Origin of the sequence: Burkholderia sp. Bp9031, assembly GCF_003857965.1 — a bacterium.
Classification (GTDB): domain Bacteria; phylum Pseudomonadota; class Gammaproteobacteria; order Burkholderiales; family Burkholderiaceae; genus Burkholderia; species Burkholderia ambifaria_A.
Map to the genome: position 1 here is coordinate 1 of NZ_QTPW01000040.1, position 18,226 is coordinate 18,226.

The window sequence follows — 18,226 nt, forward strand, 5'->3', positions numbered from 1 at the left end:
AACCACTTCGGCGGCAATGCACTCGTCGCCGGCACGACCGACGCTGAACATCCCGTCGCAGTCGTCGTCATGCCGCCATCGACGCTCACACCGATCGACGCAACCAAAGACTGGTTCCGCGCACGCGGCGGCAACAACGCCTACCTGCCGTGGTGGGGGCGTCGATACGATACCGATTACGGCATGCAGGGCTATTCGTGGTGATGTAAGCGACACGGCGGCGCAATCCGAGCGACCGGGTTGCCGCCGCCGTGTCATCGAACGAAATGGCCAAAGCGCGAGGATTCATCCCGGCCGAGCGAAGTCCCACGCACCCTCCCACCGACGATAGAACGCCAGTGAACAGCGTGCCCCGCAACACACGCTCGGTGGCCTCCGCACACACACCATCAAGGCGCCAGCCGCGTGAACACGAAGTCGTGATTCTTCACGCGCGCCTGGTGGCACGCAAAGCACGTCTGGTGCTGACCGATATCGGCCGGCACGCCGTTGATGAAGCGCCCGAAGCCCCACCCGCCCGTCGACGCATAGCGACGCGAATCCTTCACCATCACCTGCACGGTCGTCGCCTGGCCGGGCACCGTTGCCGGCGCGAACTCGTCCGACTGCTTGCGCTTGTACGCAAGCTTCACGAGGATCGTGCCGTCCGGAAACGGCAGCGTCGATTGCTCGAGCGCACGGATCGCGACGGGGTTGCCGAGCACCACGCGCAATTCGTCGAGCGGCGCGGCTTCCTCCGCCGGCGCGACCATTTCCCACTTCCGGTAGCCGGGCGGGATCGTCACGCCATAGATCGGCGACGCGGCCGCGGCCGGCTGCGGCTGCTCCGCGAACGCGGCCGGGCCGCTCGCCGACAACGCGCCGGCCAGCAGCACACCCGCAACCAGCGCACGGCGCGCGCCGCGACGCACGACACCCGAACCTGCCCGCATCACAGATGCTCCACTTGCAGGATCGCATCCGCGAACGCCTGCGGCGCTTCCTGCGGCAGGTTGTGGCCGATGCCGCCGGTGATCGTCCGGTGCTGGTACTTGCCGGTGAACTTCTTCGCATACGCGGCCGGTTCCGGATGCGGTGCGCCGTTCGCGTCGCCTTCCATCGTGATCGTCGGCACGGTGATGGCCGGGCCGGCCGCGAGCCGCCGCTCGATGTCGTCGTATTGCGCCTCGCCCTTCGCGAGCCCGAGGCGCCAGCGATAGTTGTGGATCACGACGGCCACGTGGTCGGGGTTCCGGAACGACGCGGCGCTGCGCGCATAGGTCTCGTCGGAGAACTGCCATTTCGGCGACGCGAGCTGCCAGATCAGCTTGTTGAACGCATCGCGGTTCTCCGCGTAGCCGAGCGCGCCGCGCTCGGTCGAGAAGTAGAACTGATACCACCACTGGAATTCGGCCTGCGGCGGCAGCGGCTTGCTGTTCGCCTGCTGGCTGCCGATCAGGTAGCCGCTCACCGACACCAGCGCCTTCACACGCTGCGGCCACAGCGCCGCGATGATGTCGGCCGTGCGCGCGCCCCAGTCGTAGCCGCCGAACACCGCGCGGTCGATCTTCAGCGCATCCATCAGCGCGACGATGTCGACGGCCGTCACCGCCTGCTGGCCGTTGCGCACCGTGTCGGCCGAGCGGAACGTCGTCGATCCGTAGCCGCGCAGGTACGGCACGATCACGCGATAGCCGGCCGCCGTGAGCAGCGGCGCGACTTCCGCGTAGCTGTAGATGTCGTACGGCCAGCCGTGCAGCAGGAACACGACGGGGCCGTTCTTCGGCCCGAGGTCCGCATACCCGACGTTGAGCACGCCGGCGTCGATCTGGTGGATCTTGCCGAGCGACGCCGCGCCGGCCGCGCGCTTCGGCGTCGACGCATCGGGCGCCGACTGCGCGCGAGCCAGCGAGCCGAACCCGAGGTCGGCCAGGCTCAGGCTGGCGAGTGTCGTACCCAGAATCAGGCGGCGGCGGGTGTTCACGGTATCAGGCATGACGCGTTCTCCATTGTCGATCGCTAAGGAAGGGGCCCGCGGCACATGCGGGCGCTCCGGTATCACCGTTCAGGGCGGCGGCGCATGGCACCGCGCCGCCGTGTGAATCGCTTCACCGGTTTTATATCCGAACCATCCGGATGCTTTGTATCCCAACGTATCTGTGTTCGGGGACGACACACAGCGATTCAAAATCGCACGCTAAACGGCGCGTTTCGGCAGCCGCGCGGCACACGCGGCCCCATGCGCCGAAGCGTCAGAGCAGCTTGACGATCGCCGGCACGCTGAGCACGGCGACGTAGTAGCCCATGAACTGCACGCCGGTATTGAACGCGAACAGGCGCGACAGCATCCCGCCGAACAGGCCGACCGTGACGATCACCGCCAGCCCCAGCAGTTGCCCTTCCCACACGCCGATCACGACGATCAGCCCGGCGAAGGTCGCGATGATCGCCTCGTGGCTCAGCTTGCGCGCGACGAACGACGCCGCGCGGTGCGCGTGATGCATTGCAAGCGGATACGCGATCAGCGCGGCCAGCAGGATCGACAGCAGCCCGTAGCCGAGGAACTCGGGCCAGCTCATCAGCGTATGCAGGTTGTGGATCTGCCCGCTCGCCGCGTCGACCGTGAAGCGCGGCGGCGCATTGAACAGCGGCGCGGCCGGGCCGGCCGCCACCGGGCTCAGCGGCAGCCCGAACGCGATCAGCGGAATCAGTGCCTCGGCGATGTAGGTCGCCTCGGTCACGCCGTTGCGCGCGGCGATCACGGTCGTCAGGCGCTGATACGCATGACGCACGCGCGCGCCGACGATCTCGCCCATCAGCACCGTCATCGCGACCGGGCTGAACACGAAGGTCGCGCTCGACACCGCAGCCGTCCCGACCGTCCAGCCCACCTGCTCGCGGTCGAGCACCTTCAGCGGATTCGGGAAGTAGCCGCGCCAGCCCTTCACGTCCGGCGCGAGCACGAACGTCGACGGCCCGTCGCGGCGCATGCGCCGCCGCTCGGCCGGCGACAGGATCGAGAACAGGTCGGCGACCAGCGGCCCGATCGCGATCCCGAGGAAGTAGCTGACGCTCAGCTTCACGCCGTAATGACCGGTCAGCGCCTGCAGCCCGACCACCAGCATCACGAACGGCACGAGCAGCAGCACCGACGCCCAGCGTCCCGCGGAAAAATATGCAATGCCGACCGCGGCCGCGAGAAACACCCATGGCGCGGCTTTGGCGATCACCGTGCCGAACGGCGCGAGCAGCGACGCGAACAGCACCGCGAGCGGCAGCGCGACGAACGCGGCGACGATCGCGCCGGAGATCATCTTGCGCAGCGCGATGTGCGGCACGCCGAGCGCGCGCAGCAGCGTCGCCTGCTGCAGCAGCGGCGCGGCCATCGTATCGCCGGGAATGCCGAGCAGCGCGGTCGGGATCGAATGCGTGATGTGCTTGGCCACCGCGCCCGCGAGGAAGAACGTGAACACGCCGGCGGGCGGCACGCCGAGCAGCGCGACGAGCAACGTGAGCGGCGCGATCGTCGTCGTTTCGTCGGTGCCGGAGATCAGACCGATGCCCGAGAACACGATCGCGCCGAGCAGCCCCATCGCCAGCGCGGCCGGCAACGCATGCAGGAGCGCGTCCATCAGCGACCTCCGGTGCGCGCCCGCGCGCTCGACGCTTCGTACGAAGCGAACAGGTCGAGCAGACCGAGCTCTTCCATCTCGGCGCGCGCACTCGGCGACAGGTCGCTCACCGCGCCGAGCCCGCCCGATGCTTCGGCGAGCTGCCGGAGCGCTTCGTCGCGCTCGGGGCCACCGGCCGCGTGCTCGATCACCGTACGCTTCGGCTTGAACAGCAACGCGCACAGCGCGCCGGCCAGCAGGCAGCCGCCGAGGCCGATCAGCATCGCGTATGCCCGCGCGATGGCCGCGTCGTGCACGAACGACGCGAGCGCGATCCGGCCGGTCTCGAAGGCGCCGAGGCTGATCGCGATGCCGAGCAGGACCGACCACGCCAGGTGCTTCGTGGCGACCGTGTCGCCCCACACCTCGACGAGCGTGTCGGCGGACGCATCGGCCTGCGCGAACGGCTGCACGCGATGCGACGACGCCGATACCGCGCTTGAACCGGTCTGTTCCATCTGTCTCCTCCTTGATTGATCTGTCGCCGGCCATACCGGCACGGCATGCGGCACACGGCATGCCGAACGCCGCGCGTCAGCCGGCGCTGCGCTCCGTCAGCAGCGCGACCGCGAAATCCGCGCGCACGTCTTTCGCCGCGACCATCCGCTGCGCGATCCGGTCGATGTCCGCGCCCGTTGCACCGGCCGCGACGGCGATGTTGCGCGCATGCAGCGCCATGTGGCCGCGCTGGATCCCTTCGGTCGCGAGCGCGCGCAGCGCTCCGAGATTCTGCGCAAGGCCGACCGCGACCGCAATCTCGCCGAGTTCCTGCGCGGACGTCACGTCCATGATCTTCAGCGCGAGACGCGCGAGCGGATGCGTCTTGGTCGCGCCGCCGACGAGCCCGACCGGCATCGGCATCTCGATCGTGCCGACGAGGTCGCCGTTGTCGGCCTTCTCCCACGTCGTCAGCGACGTGTAGCGGCCGCTGCGGCTCGCATACGCATGCGCGCCGGCCTCGACCGCGCGCCAGTCGTTGCCGGTCGCGACCACCACCGGATCGATGCCGTTCATGATCCCCTTGTTGTGTGTCGCGGCACGGTACGGGTCGGTCGCCGCGAACACGTACGCATCGATCACGCGATCGATGACCGCCTCGCCCGGATAGTCGACGGTCGCGAGCGTCTGCGCCGAGTACCGTACCTCTGCACGCGCCAGCCGAAGATCCGCGAGATTGGACAGTATCCGCAACCGTACCTGCCCGCCGGTGATCGCTTCAATACGGGTCGCGACGGCTTCGGCCATCGTGTTGACCGTGTTCGCGCCCATCGCGTCGCGCACGTCGACGATCAGGTGCGCAATCACCATCGCGCCGCGCGGCGTGTCGGGGAACACATGCACCTCGATGTCGCGGCAGCCGCCGCCCAGGCCGACCAGCACCTTGTCGCGGCTGTTCGCGAGCGCGATCAGTTCGGCCGCGTGCCGCAGGATCGCGAGCCGCGCGCCGTACGGGTCGCCGACGCCGATCACCTGCACCTGCGCGCGCATCAGCGGCCCGCTGCTCGACGTGCGGAAACCGCCGGCCGCGCGGGACAGCTTCGCCATATACGAGGCGGCCGCAACGATCGACGGCTCCTCGACGGCCATCGGCACGATCACGTCACGGTCGTTGATCCGGAAGTAGCCGGCAACCGCCATCGGCAACTCGAACGTGCCGATCACGTTCTCGATCATCCCGTTCGCGGTGTCGAGCGACAGCGCACCGGGTTCGGCGAGCAGCGCGTGCTCGGCATCGTCGAGCCCGACAGTACGGGCGAGGTGGGACAGGCGCTGTGCGGGCGTGAGCGCACGAAAGTTCGGCAACGCGGAATCGATGGGCATGATGTCGTTCTGTTTCGGGGTGGCGCTGTTGCCTGCTGCGGTTGCGGCGGGCTGCGGATAGCCGAATAATAGTCACACTGTACCCATTTAAAAGGTACAGACGGACCAGACAGTCGACCCTCCGTACCCATGACAGTGAACCTGCCCGACGGAACATTGCGATGAAACAGCGTGCAAGAGCCAGCCTGTCTGGCGCCATGGCGGACAATCTCGCCAGACAGATCGAGGAAGGCGTGTTGCCGGCCGGCGCGAAGCTGCCTTCCATCAGGGAATACGCTGAGGCGTCCGGGTGTTCGAAGAACACCGTGATCAGCGCGTTCGAGATGCTCGCCGCCGACGGCCTGATCGAGCCGCGCCGCGGTGCCGGCTTCTTCGTCACGCGGCGCGCGGCGGCCGCGCCCGACCTCGACGAGCCGAGCTCGCTCGACCGCGCGATGGACATCGTGTGGCTGATGCGCGAGCAGCTTCACGAGAAACCCGACGTGCTCAATCTCGGCGAAGGCTTCCCGCCGATCGAATGGCTCGAGGAAACGCGGCTGAACCAGTACCAGCAGCGCATCGTGCGTACCGGGTCCGCTTCGCTGTTCCGCTACGGCAGCCGGTTCGGCTACCTGCCGCTGCGCCAGTCGCTGCAGCAGAAGCTCGCCGGCTACGAGATCGAGGCGCCGCCCGCGCAGATCGTGCTCACCCACGGCGCGAACCAGGCGATGGACCTCGTGCTGCGCTACTTCGTGCGCCCCGGCGACACCGTGCTCGTCGACGATCCCGGCTACTACCCGCTGTTCGGCAAGCTCAAGCTGAGCGGCGCGAACATCGTCGGTGTGCCGCGCGAGATCGACGGCCCGGATGTCGCGAAGCTGGCCGAGCATATCGCCGCGTATCGGCCGAAGCTGTTCTTCACGCAATCGGTCGGGCACAACCCGACCGCGACCGACACGAGCGCGGCCAAGGCACACCGGATCCTGCAGCTCGCCGACGCGCACGACCTGATCATCGTCGAGGACGATGCGCTGGCCGATCTGCGGCCGCGCTCGCTCACGCGCATTTCGACGCTCGATCAGCTGCGCCGGACGATCTATATCGGCAGTTTCTCGAAGTCGGTATCGGCGGCGCTGCGCGTGGGCTTCCTCGCGTGCAACGCGGCACTCGCGAGCGACCTCGCCGACGTGAAGATGCTGACCCACGTCAGCAGCTCCGAATACTGCGAGCGTACGCTCGATGCGATCGTCAGCGACGGGCATTTCCTCCGGCACACGAATCATCTACAGGAGAAGCTGCGGCGCGCGACCGCCACTGCGCTCGACGCGCTCGATCGGCTCGGCGCGCAGGTCTATCGGCCGAGCGAGCAAAGCCTGTATCTGTGGGCCGCGTTGCCCGGATGGTCCGATTCGATGGAACTCGCGCAGGCGATGCTGGCGCGTGGCGTGATCCTCGCGCCGGGCGCGGTGTTCTCGCCGCAGGCCGATCAACCGTCCGCCTATTGCCGGTTCAATGTCGCGTATCTGGCCGACAAGCGGTTTGCGCAGGCGCTGCAGGCGCTGAAGTAGCAAGGAACACGGGGCGGCATTGCAGCCGGCCCGCGCGCTCCCGTCAGACCACGCTTACGTGCGCCGCAACGGCCGGAACCCGGCACGCACGTCGCGGGCAAACAGCTCCGGCTCCTCCCATGCCGCGAAATGCCCGCCCTTGTCGACTTCGTTGAAGTAGATCAGGTTGTGATAGCTGCGCTCGGCCCAGCTGCGCGGCGCCTGGTAGATCTCGCCGGGGAACACCGTGATCGCCGCCGGCAGCGAGATGTCTACCGCGTTGAAGTTGTTCGAATGATCCTCCCAGTAGATCTGCGCGGCGGACGTCGCCGAGTTGGTCAACCAGTACAACGAAATGTCGTCGAGAATCTCGTCGCGCGGAATCGAGCGTTCGGGCACGCCGCCGCTATAGGTCCACTGCGAGATCTTGTCGTACATCCACGCGGCCTGCCCCGACGGCGAGTCGGCGAGTGCGTAGCCGACCGTCTGCGGACGCGTGACCATCATCGCCGAGTAGCCGCAGTTGTCGCGATAGAACGTCGCGAGCTTCTCGTACGCGGCCTTCTCCTTCGGCGACAGCGATGCCGGCGCCGGCGCGTCGGTCTGGAGCAGCGTCGCGATGTCCGGCGGCACCGTCGCCGGCATGTTCACGTGAATCCCGGCCAGGCCCTGTACACGCTGCATCGCCATCCGGTGCGAGATCACCGAGCCGCAGTCGCCGCCCTGCGACACGAAGCGCGTATAGCCGAGGCGCGCCATCAGCTCGCCCCATGCGCGCGCGATGTGGTCGGAGCCCCAGCCCGGCTTCGTCGGCTTGCCCGAGAAACCGAAGCCCGGCAGCGACGGCACGACGACGTGGAACGCATCGTCGGCACTGGCACCGTGTGCGGTCGGGTCGGTCAGCGGGCCGATCGCCTTCAGCAGTTCGAAGATCGAACCGGGCCAGCCGTGCGTCATGATCATCGGCATCGCGTTCGCGTGCCGCGACCGCACGTGGATGAAGTGAATGTCGAGCCCGTCGATTTCGGTGATGAACATCGGGAAACCGTTCAGGCGCGCCTCGCCCTTGCGCCAGTCGTAGTCGGTGCCCCAGTACTGCAGCAGCGCCTGCATGCGCGCGAGCCGCACGCCCTGCGATTCGTCGGCGACGGTCTCGCGTCCCGGCCAGCGCGTCGCGGCGATGCGGCGGCGCAGATCGGCCAGCGCTTCATCGGGAATGTGTGCGGTGAACGGGCGTATGCCGTTGCCGCCGGTTGCCGCATGGAGCGCGGTGGGCAGCATCGCGGATACACCGGCGGCCACGGAAGTGGCCAGCAGGTGGCGACGCATCGGGGAAAACGGTGTGGAAGACATCGTTCGGCATCTCCTTTCGTGAAGTGGAAAGTGAACATGCCGCGCGCCCGAGCGCGCCTTCGCTTTCAATCGGGCGCGCGCCGATCACGCGGCGTTGCCCATTTGAAAGGTCTGATGTATCCGGGATTTGTCTGATTTGTACGCGTTTGTAGCGGAGATGCGGACGCCACCGTCACCTCAGGGCGCGACCCAGCGGCCTTCGTAGCCGTCGTCGTTCAGGTCGAACACCGCGCGGCGATGACCGCTGCGGGCGAGATCGAGCCAGTCGATGCGCGTCACCGTGACATGGAGCACGCAGAAGTTCCGATAACCGTCGTCGATGGGCGATGTGCCTGGGCTTGCGCTCGCCGTGATATGCGCTTCTTCAGGCGACTCGATCGGCGTGCCCGGCCGCAACGGTGCGCGATACAACAGCAGCGTATGCGGACGGCTCGACTGCCAGATCGCGCGACGTTGCGCTTCGTCGTCGCAGATCGATGCGACGCCTTCCGCGCGAATCTGCACGAGCGCGTCGAGATCGGTCGCGACGATGGCGATGCGCGGATCGCGGCGCAGCTCCGCAACCTTCTCCGAACGCGCATCGGTATGGAACGCCAGCAGACGATCGGCGCGGCTCACTTGCCGCAACACAATCGTGCGCACCTTCGGCGCGCCGTCGAGCCCGAGCGTCGCGGCCTGCACCATCGTGAACGGCGAGCGCTCTGTGCCGACGCCGGACTCGAGGCAGGACCAAAGGCGGTGGTACGTTTGCGTCAGCGATTCGGAGGCGGGATCAGACATGATGGCGCGGCGATCTTGCGGGATTCGGTCGCGCTAGCTTAACCGTTTCCGCGGCAGGATTCGTGGCACCCCACTGCTTCCGTTGAAACCCGCCGCCGCATGGTTCAGTTGTAGCCGAGGACGACCGGTGCGGCGTCGCTCGTGTCGTTCGAATCAGCGCCAAAGCGGCCGAGCACGTCCGCGACGTACTGCGGCCCCGCGCTGATCTGCGACGACTTGTGTTCGACGGGACGGATAGCGGCCATGCCCGGCGCTTCATCCATCCATGCGGTGTCGTTGATGACGATGTTCATGTGTGTCTCCTCACCCGGCCAGCGCCGCACCATACGCGCGCATCAGGCGCGCGACGCCTTCCCGGATCGCGTCGACGTCGGGCGCGGCGAACGACAGACGCAGCGATGCGGCGTCGACGTTGTCCGCGAAGAACGCCTTGCCCGGCACGAAGACGACCTTGTTCGCGATCGCCTGTTGCAGCAGCACGTCCGACGACACCGCGCCGATCCGCGCCCACACGAACATCCCGCCTTCGGGACGATGGAACGTGATCGCATCGCCGAATCCGTCGCGCAGCGCGTCGCACATCGCATCGCATTTGCGCTTGTAGGCCGCCGTGATGCGCGGCAGGTGGCGTTCGAGCGCGCCGTCGGCGAGATACTCGGCGGCGGTGGCTTGCGTCCACGGTGCGCTGCACAGGTCGACAGTCTGCTTCGCTATCACGCAGCGTCGCGCGATCTCGGCCGGCGCGATCGTCCAGCCCACGCGCAGCCCCGGTGCGACGATTTTCGACAGGCTCGCGAAGTGCACGATCCAGTCGCGCGCGCCTTCGACTTCGTTCGCGAGCGCGAGCATCGACGGCACCGGTTCGCCTGCAAAACGCAGGTCGCCGTAGGGATCGTCCTCGACGATCAGGAAACGGTATTGCACCGCGAGACGCAGCAGCTTCACCCGGCGCTCGCGCGTGAGCGTCGCGCCGGTCGGGTTCGCGAAGGTCGGGACCGTGTAGAGCAGCTTCGGCTGCGCGATCGCGCCGGATGCGAGCTGCGACGCGAGACGGTCGACGTCGAGGCCTTCGCCGTCGACTGGGATCGTCACGATGCGCGCCTGTTGCAGACGCATCGCCGACAGCGTCGCCGGATAAGCCGGTTGTTCGGTCAGCACGACGTCGCCCGGGGCGACCATCACGCGCAGCAGCAGGTCGAGGCCCTGCTGCGAGCCGGTCGTGACGAGCAGTTCGGCCGGCGTGCAGGTCACGTTGCGGCGCGCCATCAAGGCGATCAGTTGCTGCTTCAGTTCGGCGAGGCCGTCGGTCGGGCCGTATTGCAGGCAGCGGACCGGCTGCGCGTACGCGCGTTCGGCGGCGGTGTTCAGGCCGTCGACGTCGAACAGGTCGCTGGCCGGATAGCCGCCCGCGAAGGAAATCATCCCCGGCTCGGAGAGGTACTTGAACAGCTCGCGGATCGGCGAACCGGCTGGATTCTGGAATGAGGGCGTAAACGCGTACATGTCGTCGTGAGCTGGATGGCACGGACGGCCGGGATAGCCGACAGGTGCCGCCCGCCAGGGCGCTTCTGGCGCCCAAGGCGGGAATTCGAGCCACGATTGTCGATAGTCATTAACGCTGCGGCAAACGATATCTATGCACTAGGTCTTGCGGTTTGGTCATTAATTGGGTGGAGCGGGGGATGCTTGCTGTCGGCTGGAATCGAATCTATTCGACGGCCTCGACAGACACGTTGGAGCTTCACGGTGTGGCAGCAAGCTCTCTCTGGCAAATTGCTGCTGCACACCTTTCCGCATCTCTCCGCCATCTCAATGTATTGCTACGTGTAGCCCTCGGGACACCAAGATCAACGATACGGCAATTTCTGTAGCCCACGGGCTACTAGACCCTTGTTTGATCGACTCAACAATCGACTGCCACTTCACTGGCCGGCAGCACCGCGCACAAACAGCGACCACCGGCCAAAGACGCATGGCAGCCCCACCCCGCCCCCGATTACCTAGGTAATTGACACCTATCGACCTAGGTAATTGTCCTCCCTACCATGGTTTCCGACGCGACCCAAAGCGCCCCACACCAAGAGGACACGACCATGACCACCCAGGACGTCGACACCAGCACCCTGCGGCGCGTGATCGCCGCAGCGTCCATCGGCAATTTCGTCGAATGGTTCGATTTCGCCGCATACGGCTTTCTCGCCACCATCCTGACGCGCGAATTCTTCCCGAGCGGCGACCCCACCATCGGGCTCCTGAAGACCTTCGCCGTCTTCGCGGTGGCCTTCGCATTCCGCCCGCTGGGTGGCCTCATCTTCGGCGTCATCGGCGACCGGATCGGCCGCAAGCGCACGCTTGCGCTGACGATCCTGATGATGGCCGGCTCGACGACGTTGATCGGCCTGCTGCCGACCTACGCGAGCATCGGATACTGGGCGCCGTTGCTGCTCACGATGATTCGCTGCGTGCAGGGCTTTTCCGCCGGCGGCGAATATGCCGGTGCATGCGCTTACGTGATGGAACACGCACCGCGCCGCCGCCGCGCCTTCTTCGGCAGCTTCGTGCCGGTATCGACCTTCTCGTCGTTCGCTTGCGCGGCGGTGGTGGCCTATCTGCTCGAGTCGTCGCTGTCGTCGCAGGCGATGATCGACTGGGGCTGGCGCGTGCCGTTCCTGATCGCGGCACCGGTCGGCCTCATCGGCGTCTACCTGCGTGTCAACCTGAATGAAACGCCCGCGTTCCAGGCGCTCGAAGGCAAGCACGACGTCGCGCATGCCCCGCTGATGGAAACGCTGCATTCGCAGTCGTTGAATATCCTGAAGCTCGGTGCGTTCGTGTCCGTGACGGCGCTGTCGTTCTACACGTTCACCACGTATTTCGCGACTTACCTGCAAGTGGCCGGACACCTGTCCCGCGGCACGTCGCTTCTCGTGACGGTGCTCGCCCTCCTCTTCGCAGCGGCGTTGTGCCCGGTCGCCGGCCTCTTCTCCGACCTCGTCGGCCGCCGCGCGACGATCGCCACGACCTGCCTCTTCATCATCGTGTCGGTTTATCCGGCATTCTCGCTGGGCGGCTCGGGCGTGTTGTCGCAATCGCTGATCGGCGTCGCGCTGCTCGCGATCGGCGCGGTGTTCTCGGGCGTGGTGACGGCACCGCTGATGTCGGAAGTGTTCGCGACGAAAACCCGCTATACGGCATCCGCGATCACCTACAACCTCGCCTACACGATCTTCGGCGGCACCGCCCCGCTCGTCGCCACGTGGCTGATCTCCGCGACCGGAACGAACCTGTCGCCTGCGTACTACCTGATCGCCGTGTCGATCTTCGCGATGATCGGTGGCCTGGCGCTGCCGGAAACGTCGAAGACGGCACTCGAGGAAGCCGGTCCGGCAACCGCGAGAACCGCCAAGCGCGGCGTCGAACGCGCCGTTTGAGCAACCCGTCACGCAAGAAGATCAACACACGGAGAGGCATCATGACCAACCTTCACGACGCCAGCATCATCATCGACGGCCTGAACATTTCCAGATTCGAGCGCTCGGTGTTCGAAGACATGCGCAAAGGCGGTGTCACGGCCGTCAATTGCACGGTCTCCGTGTGGGAAGACTTCCAGAAGACGATCGACAACATCGCGGAAATGAAGCAGCAGATCCGCGAATACAGCGAAATCCTCACGCTGGTACGCACGACGGACGACATCCTGCGCGCGAAGCAGGAGAACAAGACGGGCATCATCCTCGGCTTCCAGAACGCGTACGCGTTCGAGGACAATCTCGGCTACATCGAAGTGTTCAAGGAACTCGGCGTGAACGTGGTGCAGCTCTGCTACAACACGCAGAACCTCGTCGGCACAGGTTCTTATGAACCTGACGGCGGATTGTCCGGATACGGCCGCGAAGTGATTCAGGAGATGAACCGCGTCGGCATCATGGTGGATCTCTCGCACGTCGGTGCGAAAACATCATCCGATGCGATCGCCTGTTCGAAGAAACCGGTCACCTACTCGCACTGCTGCCCGTCCGGTTTGAAAGAGCATCCGCGCAACAAGACGGACGATCAACTGCGCGAGATCGCCGAAGCAAACGGCTTCGTGGGCGTCACGATGTTCATGCCGTTCCTGCGACGCGGCGCCGACGCGACGATCGACGACTATCTCGAAGCGATCGAATACGTGATCGACGTAATCGGCGAGGACAAGGTCGGCATCGGCACGGACTTCACGCAGGGCTACAGCACCGAGTTCTTCGACTGGATCACGCACGACAAGGGCCGCTATCGTCGTCTGACGGACTTCGGCAAGGTCGTCAATCCGGAAGGCATCCGCACGATCGGCGAATTCCCGAACCTCACGGCCGCGATGCAGCGCGCCGGCTGGAGCGAGTCGCGCATCAAGAAGGTGATGGGCGAAAACTGGCTGCGGGTATTCGGCGAAGTCTGGAACGGTTGAACCGCACGACAGATACGCTCGCGCCATGCGGTTCGGCTGAAGTCCAGGGCGTGAGCGAGGGGCACGATTGGCGTGTCTTTCACGTCGGATGAGTGCCTTGCACGCGCTACCGCTACAATCCGACAGGAGCGCCCCACCCGATAGCATGGGTCCGAACCCGGTTCGGCCCAGTCGACAAGATGCCGAACATGACCGACACGATGCCCAGCCTCGACTACGAAGATCTCTTCAGGCATCTGCCTGTCGCGGCGATCGTGGCCAGGGAGCGCATCATGATCGACTGCAACGAGCAGGCGCTGCAACTGTTCAGGGCGAGCCGCGACGACATCGTCGACCAGTCGTTCGCGAAGCTGTATCCGCAGCAGAAGGACTTCGCGACGACCGGCCGCCGCCTCGCGCCGCTGCTCGCGAAACATGCGGGATTCAGCGACGACCGCATCATGCGCCGTGTCGACGGCAGCCATTTCTGGGTGACCGTATGCGGCTTCGGATACAACCCGAAGCGCCCCTTCGAGCTGGCCATCTGGACCTTCACCGACCTGTCGGGCAACGCCAAGCATCCGGACGTCGCCAACACGTTGACCGATCGCGAGCGCGACGTCGCGGCCTTCCTGGTGCACGGCCTCACCAGCAAGGAAATCGGCAAGGAGCTGAACATCAGCCCACGCACCGTCGACATCCATCGCGCGAGCCTGCTGAGAAAGTACGAAGTCCGTACGACCCACGATCTGATCGCGTGCCTGCTGGCGTGAGTCGGGCGCGCGTCAACAAAGAAGGGGGCTTCGTGGATTTCCGCGGACATCGCTTGCCGACCCGGAGCGCACCTTCAGCGTACTCGCCTGAAAAATCCGCAAGCAGATGTATAAAGGCCGCCGACGTTAGACACTCGTCTGTCCGCGATGCGCCAACGATCTTGTCAAAGATGCAAGTAGAGATGCTTGCCGAACGCGCGTATTACCTCTTCATTACGAGAGACAAAAATCCACTGACCCACTCGGTTTGAAACGAGAAGCCCGGCGTCAATCAACGTCGCGATATGTGCAGACACCGTAGACTGCGACAGACCGCTACGTGCATGGATCGCATTCGACGGCACGCCGTGACGAAAGTCGACGACGCCTCTCTCGAATCCTCGATCCGGCGTTTTCAGCCACGCCAGAATTTCGCGCCTCAAGGGGTTCGCGAGCGCCTTATGAATCAGATTTTCGTCAATCATGATGTTCGACCAGGATCGGGATGGAAGTCGGCGATATGAGGCAAGGCGGGGCTGGCATACGATATGCGTCGCCCCGACCGTTCTGCTTCACGTCGTGCACACGTTAGGTGCCGCAGCGCCAGAGTGCGGCAGCATCAGAACATGTCGGTCCGGTTCGGGTGGCCTTCGTGGTGCGCGCCACGCTCAATGCCCGCCCGAGCCTCGATAAAGGGCCCCGTGACCATCGTCGAATAGCTTTGGCCCGGCCCGACCATTGGGAACACATCGGCGTCCGGGTCGATCCTTACGTCGAGGAAGGCTGGCCCCTCGAATTCAATGAACGCCCTGAGCTTGGCCTCCAATTCATTGACCGTATCGACGCGGCAAGCGAATTCGAATCCATCGGCTCGAGCCGCCATCACGAAGTCCTTTCGATGAAGCGCCTTGTCGCTCACGAACATCCGTCCATCAAAGAAGAGCCGCTGCCACTGCCGGATCATCCCGTCGCCGCAGTTGTTGAGAAGCAGCACCTTCACGGGCACACCATACGTACTCGCCGTTTCGAGTTCGCCGACATTCATCCGGATGCTGCCGTCACCGTCGATATCGATGACGAGGGCATCCGGCCTCGCCAACTGCGCACCGATCGCAGCCGGTAGCCCGAAGCCCATTGTGCCCATGCTGCCCGATGTGAGGAAGCTGCGCGGCTCGACGAAATCGAAATACTGAGCAGCCCACATCTGATGCTGGCCTACTCCAGTCGTGACGATCGCGCGCCCGCCTGTCATCTCGCTGAGTTTCTCGATCACATACTGTGGCTGAATCGCCGTGTTGTTCCGGTCGAAATTCATGCCGTGGCGACGCTTGAGTTCCCCCACCCGATCGAGCCAGTCCGCAGAGCTTTGCACAATACGGTCATGCGCCATCAACGACTGCAACGCGTCCTTCGCATTGCCGACGTGGCTCCACTGCACCCGCTTGACCTTGTTGATTTCCGCTTCGTCGATATCGATGTGAGCCACATGCCGCGCGCCCGGCGCGAATCGGTCAGGGCGGCCACCCACGACCCGATCGTCGAACCGAGCACCCACTGCGATCAGGAAGTCGCAGTCTTCGACCGCATAGTTCGCGCAGGCGGCGCCATGCATGCCGAGCATGCCGAGCCCCAGCTCATATCGTGCGGGTATCGCACCGATGCCCATGAGCGTGGTCACGACGGGAATCCTGTAGCGCTCGGAAAACCGCAGCAGCTCATCCGCCGCTTCTGCCGCGACAACGCCGCCGCCCGCATAAAGCAGCGGGCGCCGGCTCTGCGCCAGCAGGTCGAAGAATGCCGCACGCTTGTCGTCGTCCAGATGGACGCCCTGCGCCACCATTCGAAGGCGATCCGAGTATCCGCGAAAACTGCAATGTACCGTGCCCGAGATAAGGTCCCATCCAGTTCTGAACGTCCTTCGGCACATCGACGACCACGGGTCCCGGACGGCCGGTGCGAGCGATGTCGAACGCGCTTCGCAACGTCTGCTCCAGCTTCGACGGATCGGTGACAAGAAATACCTGTTTTGCGCACGCCGACATGATGTTGAAGACAGGTGCTTCCTGAAACGCATCGGTGCCGACCATTGCGCGAGGCACTTGTCCGCAAATCAGGACGACGGGAACCGAATCCCCGTTGCAGTCGGCGATCGGCGTCACCGCATTCGTTGCACCTGGGCCGGATGTCACCATGAACACGCCCACTTTTCCGCTGGCACGAGCGTAGCCGGCGGCCATGAAGCCTGCAGCCTGCTCGTTGGCAGGAACGACGAACCGAATCTGACGCTCGGGGCTTGCCTTGTGTCGTTCGTTGAAACGAAACACCGCGTCGTACGTCGGCAGGATTGCGCCGCCGCTATAGCCGAACAGCGTATCGACGCCCTGTTCGGCGAGCACTCGCAGGATGATGTCTGCGCCGGACATCAGCTCGCCGGCGTGAGCCGGCGGATGAAGGCGTTGCGACGCAACATTCGGATTCTGGGTCATGGATAACTCGCAGGGAAAGGGACACCGATTACGTCGGCGACCGATGACAAGGGATGATTTCCCTTCCAACTCGAGAACAGCGTATGTTCCAAACCAGTTCGTGGACGATCGTTCCAACGGGCTCGGTGTATCGGGCCCTGCCCATCGCGCACGTTGGTGCTTGCGCGCCTGGAAGAATTGCGAAGGAGTTGAAATCATTCTGCCAACGATCGAAGCCGCCGGTGCGCGGATGAACCACGCGCACGGGCCAAAGTGATCGTTATCCGGGCCACGGCGGGCTCGACGCCATCGTCCTGATCAGCGTCCCGATGTCCCGGGGCAAACGCGTGCGACCGATGGGGTTGGCTCGCGCGCCGCTTCGGTGCGGTTACGCCAACAACGCTTTGGCGATGCGCTCGACGACGCGTTGACCGAGATCCTCGCTGACCAGGGCCAGGGCCAGGCGGATGCCGGCGTTCACCCCGTCCGCCGAATAGACGTTCCCGTCTTTCACGCAATGCTGACCCGCGAGGACGTTGACTCGGGAATGCTCGTTGGCAAGGCGTTGTGCGTCGCCGGGATGCGTGACCAGCCAACGACGATCGGCAAGGCCGGCACGGGCGAGCAAAAACGCACCGTTGGACACGGTCGCGAGCTTCCGCGCGTGATAACCGGTTTCGCGAAGCCAATCGACGAGTTCCCGATGCTCTCGCTCCGGACCGGCGAACCGGGAGCCGGGTATGACGACGATGTCGAACGACGCGGGCGCGTCCGCCAGGCTAGCTGTCGTGCCTACCGCGGTTCCGTTCGAGCAAACGACCGGCCCGGGCGCCGGCCCGACGAGGTGCTGTTCGTAGACTATCCGGCCACACTGTCGATTCGCTTCCTGAAACACATCCATCGGACCGCTTGCTTCGAGAAGCCGAAACCCGGCGTACAGCATGATTGCGACATCCATAGTGCATTACTCCGCAGACGTACTCGGGCGAATCGCTGACTTTGTCGCCGCACCGCAGTGGCAGGCCATGCCGGCGGGAACGCCTCCGGCCGACCGGGCATAGCCGGCACGGGCCCCCGACATGGCATGCAATTCCTTCGAACAACGGCAACGCGTGACGCGCTTCGGTCGATACGACAATTCGGCTTACCCGATCCATTTCCGGCGCCGTTCTTGCCCCGCACGTTGTCGGAACCCAGTCTAGTCAGACGACGCGAAAGCCGAAACCCGAACATGCAATCTTGCGCGGCCAATCGCGGCGAGATTTCGGCCACGTCGCGTCGCCGGTTTCGGCGCCCGACGAGCGGCTGCAACGCTGCAAACGTCGAAGCACGCCGGCCTGGCTGACATTCAGCCTTGTTCCCACGACGCAAAAGTCAATTACCGGACCGTGTGTCCACGCAGTCCCTCCGTTGCGGTAATCTGGCGCAACGCTCGTCACCACGTCCCCGCGCCGGC

The 18,226-nt window shown here is 65.2% G+C and carries 15 protein-coding genes and 2 pseudogenes; 5 read left to right on the top strand and 12 right to left on the bottom strand.

The features are described from left to right. Positions 1-204 (top strand): annotated as a pseudogene (locus DIE15_RS32565) (virulence factor); the annotation flags it as partial. A 185-nt stretch (positions 205-389) separates the two neighbouring features. Here DIE15_RS32565 and DIE15_RS32570 read toward each other — a convergent pair. The 5 genes from DIE15_RS32570 to DIE15_RS32595 form a co-directional block, all read right to left on the bottom strand. Continuing rightward, positions 390-932 (bottom strand): cytochrome P460 family protein, encoded by a 543-nt coding sequence (locus tag DIE15_RS32570; RefSeq protein WP_057925910.1) that lies wholly within the window; start codon positions 930-932, stop codon positions 390-392. Beyond that, the gene (locus DIE15_RS32575; RefSeq protein ID WP_057925911.1) at positions 932-1,975 is read right to left on the bottom strand and encodes an alpha/beta fold hydrolase; all 1,044 of its coding nucleotides are present in this window, start codon (positions 1,973-1,975) and stop codon (positions 932-934) included. The genes DIE15_RS32570 and DIE15_RS32575 overlap by 1 nt, the downstream gene beginning before the upstream one ends. A gap of 256 nt (positions 1,976-2,231) precedes the next feature. Further along, complete coding sequence (locus DIE15_RS32585) at positions 2,232-3,611, bottom strand: tripartite tricarboxylate transporter permease (protein ID WP_124835453.1); 1,380 nt, start codon at positions 3,609-3,611, stop codon at positions 2,232-2,234. Continuing rightward, on the bottom strand, positions 3,611-4,108 hold the full coding sequence (locus DIE15_RS32590; RefSeq protein ID WP_124835454.1) for a hypothetical protein: 498 nt from the start codon (positions 4,106-4,108) through the stop codon (positions 3,611-3,613). The genes DIE15_RS32585 and DIE15_RS32590 overlap by 1 nt, the downstream gene beginning before the upstream one ends. Positions 4,109-4,184: 76 nt before the next feature. Continuing rightward, on the bottom strand, positions 4,185-5,471 hold the full coding sequence (locus tag DIE15_RS32595; protein WP_124835455.1) for a hydroxymethylglutaryl-CoA reductase, degradative: 1,287 nt from the start codon (positions 5,469-5,471) through the stop codon (positions 4,185-4,187). Positions 5,472-5,632: 161 nt separating this feature from the next. On the opposite strand from DIE15_RS32595, the gene DIE15_RS32600 reads away from it, so the two are divergent. Beyond that, positions 5,633-7,018 (top strand): PLP-dependent aminotransferase family protein, encoded by a 1,386-nt coding sequence (locus tag DIE15_RS32600; protein ID WP_057925915.1) that lies wholly within the window; start codon positions 5,633-5,635, stop codon positions 7,016-7,018. A gap of 54 nt (positions 7,019-7,072) precedes the next feature. Here the strand turns inward: DIE15_RS32600 and DIE15_RS32605 are convergent, their stop codons facing one another. From DIE15_RS32605 to DIE15_RS32620, 4 genes are all read right to left on the bottom strand, one after another. Further along, positions 7,073-8,350 carry an epoxide hydrolase family protein gene (locus tag DIE15_RS32605; protein WP_124835456.1) on the bottom strand — a complete coding sequence of 426 codons (1,278 nt, stop codon included), beginning with the start codon at positions 8,348-8,350 and terminating at the stop codon, positions 7,073-7,075. A gap of 177 nt (positions 8,351-8,527) precedes the next feature. After that, positions 8,528-9,130 carry a pyridoxamine 5'-phosphate oxidase family protein gene (locus DIE15_RS32610; protein WP_124835457.1) on the bottom strand — a complete coding sequence of 201 codons (603 nt, stop codon included), beginning with the start codon at positions 9,128-9,130 and terminating at the stop codon, positions 8,528-8,530. Between the two features lie 104 nt (positions 9,131-9,234). Next, on the bottom strand, positions 9,235-9,423 hold the full coding sequence (locus DIE15_RS32615; RefSeq protein WP_124835458.1) for a hypothetical protein: 189 nt from the start codon (positions 9,421-9,423) through the stop codon (positions 9,235-9,237). A gap of 10 nt (positions 9,424-9,433) precedes the next feature. Further along, on the bottom strand, positions 9,434-10,633 hold the full coding sequence (locus tag DIE15_RS32620; RefSeq protein ID WP_124835459.1) for a PLP-dependent aminotransferase family protein: 1,200 nt from the start codon (positions 10,631-10,633) through the stop codon (positions 9,434-9,436). 590 nt (positions 10,634-11,223) lie between these two features. Here DIE15_RS32620 and DIE15_RS32625 point away from each other — a divergent pair. The 3 genes from DIE15_RS32625 to DIE15_RS32635 all read left to right on the top strand — a co-directional run bounded on the left by DIE15_RS32625 (position 11,224) and on the right by DIE15_RS32635 (position 14,326). Next, complete coding sequence (locus DIE15_RS32625; protein WP_057925919.1) at positions 11,224-12,561, top strand: MFS transporter; 1,338 nt, start codon at positions 11,224-11,226, stop codon at positions 12,559-12,561. A gap of 41 nt (positions 12,562-12,602) precedes the next feature. Continuing rightward, the gene (locus tag DIE15_RS32630; RefSeq protein ID WP_057925920.1) at positions 12,603-13,574 is read left to right on the top strand and encodes a dipeptidase; all 972 of its coding nucleotides are present in this window, start codon (positions 12,603-12,605) and stop codon (positions 13,572-13,574) included. A gap of 179 nt (positions 13,575-13,753) precedes the next feature. Further along, entirely contained in the window at positions 13,754-14,326 is a 573-nt protein-coding gene (locus tag DIE15_RS32635) for a PAS and helix-turn-helix domain-containing protein (RefSeq protein WP_057925921.1), read from the top strand. A 164-nt stretch (positions 14,327-14,490) separates the two neighbouring features. On the opposite strand, the gene DIE15_RS32640 is transcribed toward DIE15_RS32635, so the two are convergent. From DIE15_RS32640 to DIE15_RS32650, 3 genes and pseudogenes are all read right to left on the bottom strand, one after another. Continuing rightward, a complete protein-coding gene (locus DIE15_RS32640; RefSeq protein WP_057925922.1) occupies positions 14,491-14,790 on the bottom strand; it encodes a helix-turn-helix transcriptional regulator in 300 nt (99 codons plus the stop codon). 134 nt (positions 14,791-14,924) lie between these two features. Further along, positions 14,925-16,791, bottom strand: a pseudogene (ilvB, locus tag DIE15_RS32645) (biosynthetic-type acetolactate synthase large subunit). Between the two features lie 367 nt (positions 16,792-17,158). Then, positions 17,159-17,728: a DJ-1/PfpI family protein gene (locus tag DIE15_RS32650; protein ID WP_057925923.1), complete on the bottom strand. Its 570-nt coding sequence runs from the start codon at positions 17,726-17,728 to the stop codon at positions 17,159-17,161. Positions 17,729-18,226: the final 498 nt, after the last annotated feature.

Bases quoted from the DNA above. Each gene is read 5' to 3' on its own strand.
- DIE15_RS32570 (WP_057925910.1), bottom strand. From the start codon at position 932: ATGCGGGCAGGTTCGGGTGTCGTGCGTCGCGGCGCGCGCCGTGCGCTG.
- DIE15_RS32575 (WP_057925911.1), bottom strand. From the start codon at position 1,975: ATGCCTGATACCGTGAACACCCGCCGCCGCCTGATTCTGGGTACGACA.
- DIE15_RS32585 (WP_124835453.1), bottom strand. From the start codon at position 3,611: ATGGACGCGCTCCTGCATGCGTTGCCGGCCGCGCTGGCGATGGGGCTG.
- DIE15_RS32590 (WP_124835454.1), bottom strand. From the start codon at position 4,108: ATGGAACAGACCGGTTCAAGCGCGGTATCGGCGTCGTCGCATCGCGTG.
- DIE15_RS32595 (WP_124835455.1), bottom strand. From the start codon at position 5,471: ATGCCCATCGATTCCGCGTTGCCGAACTTTCGTGCGCTCACGCCCGCA.
- DIE15_RS32600 (WP_057925915.1), top strand. From the start codon at position 5,633: ATGAAACAGCGTGCAAGAGCCAGCCTGTCTGGCGCCATGGCGGACAAT.
- DIE15_RS32605 (WP_124835456.1), bottom strand. From the start codon at position 8,350: ATGTCTTCCACACCGTTTTCCCCGATGCGTCGCCACCTGCTGGCCACT.
- DIE15_RS32610 (WP_124835457.1), bottom strand. From the start codon at position 9,130: ATGTCTGATCCCGCCTCCGAATCGCTGACGCAAACGTACCACCGCCTT.
- DIE15_RS32615 (WP_124835458.1), bottom strand. From the start codon at position 9,423: ATGAACATCGTCATCAACGACACCGCATGGATGGATGAAGCGCCGGGC.
- DIE15_RS32620 (WP_124835459.1), bottom strand. From the start codon at position 10,633: ATGTACGCGTTTACGCCCTCATTCCAGAATCCAGCCGGTTCGCCGATC.
- DIE15_RS32625 (WP_057925919.1), top strand. From the start codon at position 11,224: ATGACCACCCAGGACGTCGACACCAGCACCCTGCGGCGCGTGATCGCC.
- DIE15_RS32630 (WP_057925920.1), top strand. From the start codon at position 12,603: ATGACCAACCTTCACGACGCCAGCATCATCATCGACGGCCTGAACATT.
- DIE15_RS32635 (WP_057925921.1), top strand. From the start codon at position 13,754: ATGCCGAACATGACCGACACGATGCCCAGCCTCGACTACGAAGATCTC.
- DIE15_RS32640 (WP_057925922.1), bottom strand. From the start codon at position 14,790: ATGATTGACGAAAATCTGATTCATAAGGCGCTCGCGAACCCCTTGAGG.
- DIE15_RS32650 (WP_057925923.1), bottom strand. From the start codon at position 17,728: ATGGATGTCGCAATCATGCTGTACGCCGGGTTTCGGCTTCTCGAAGCA.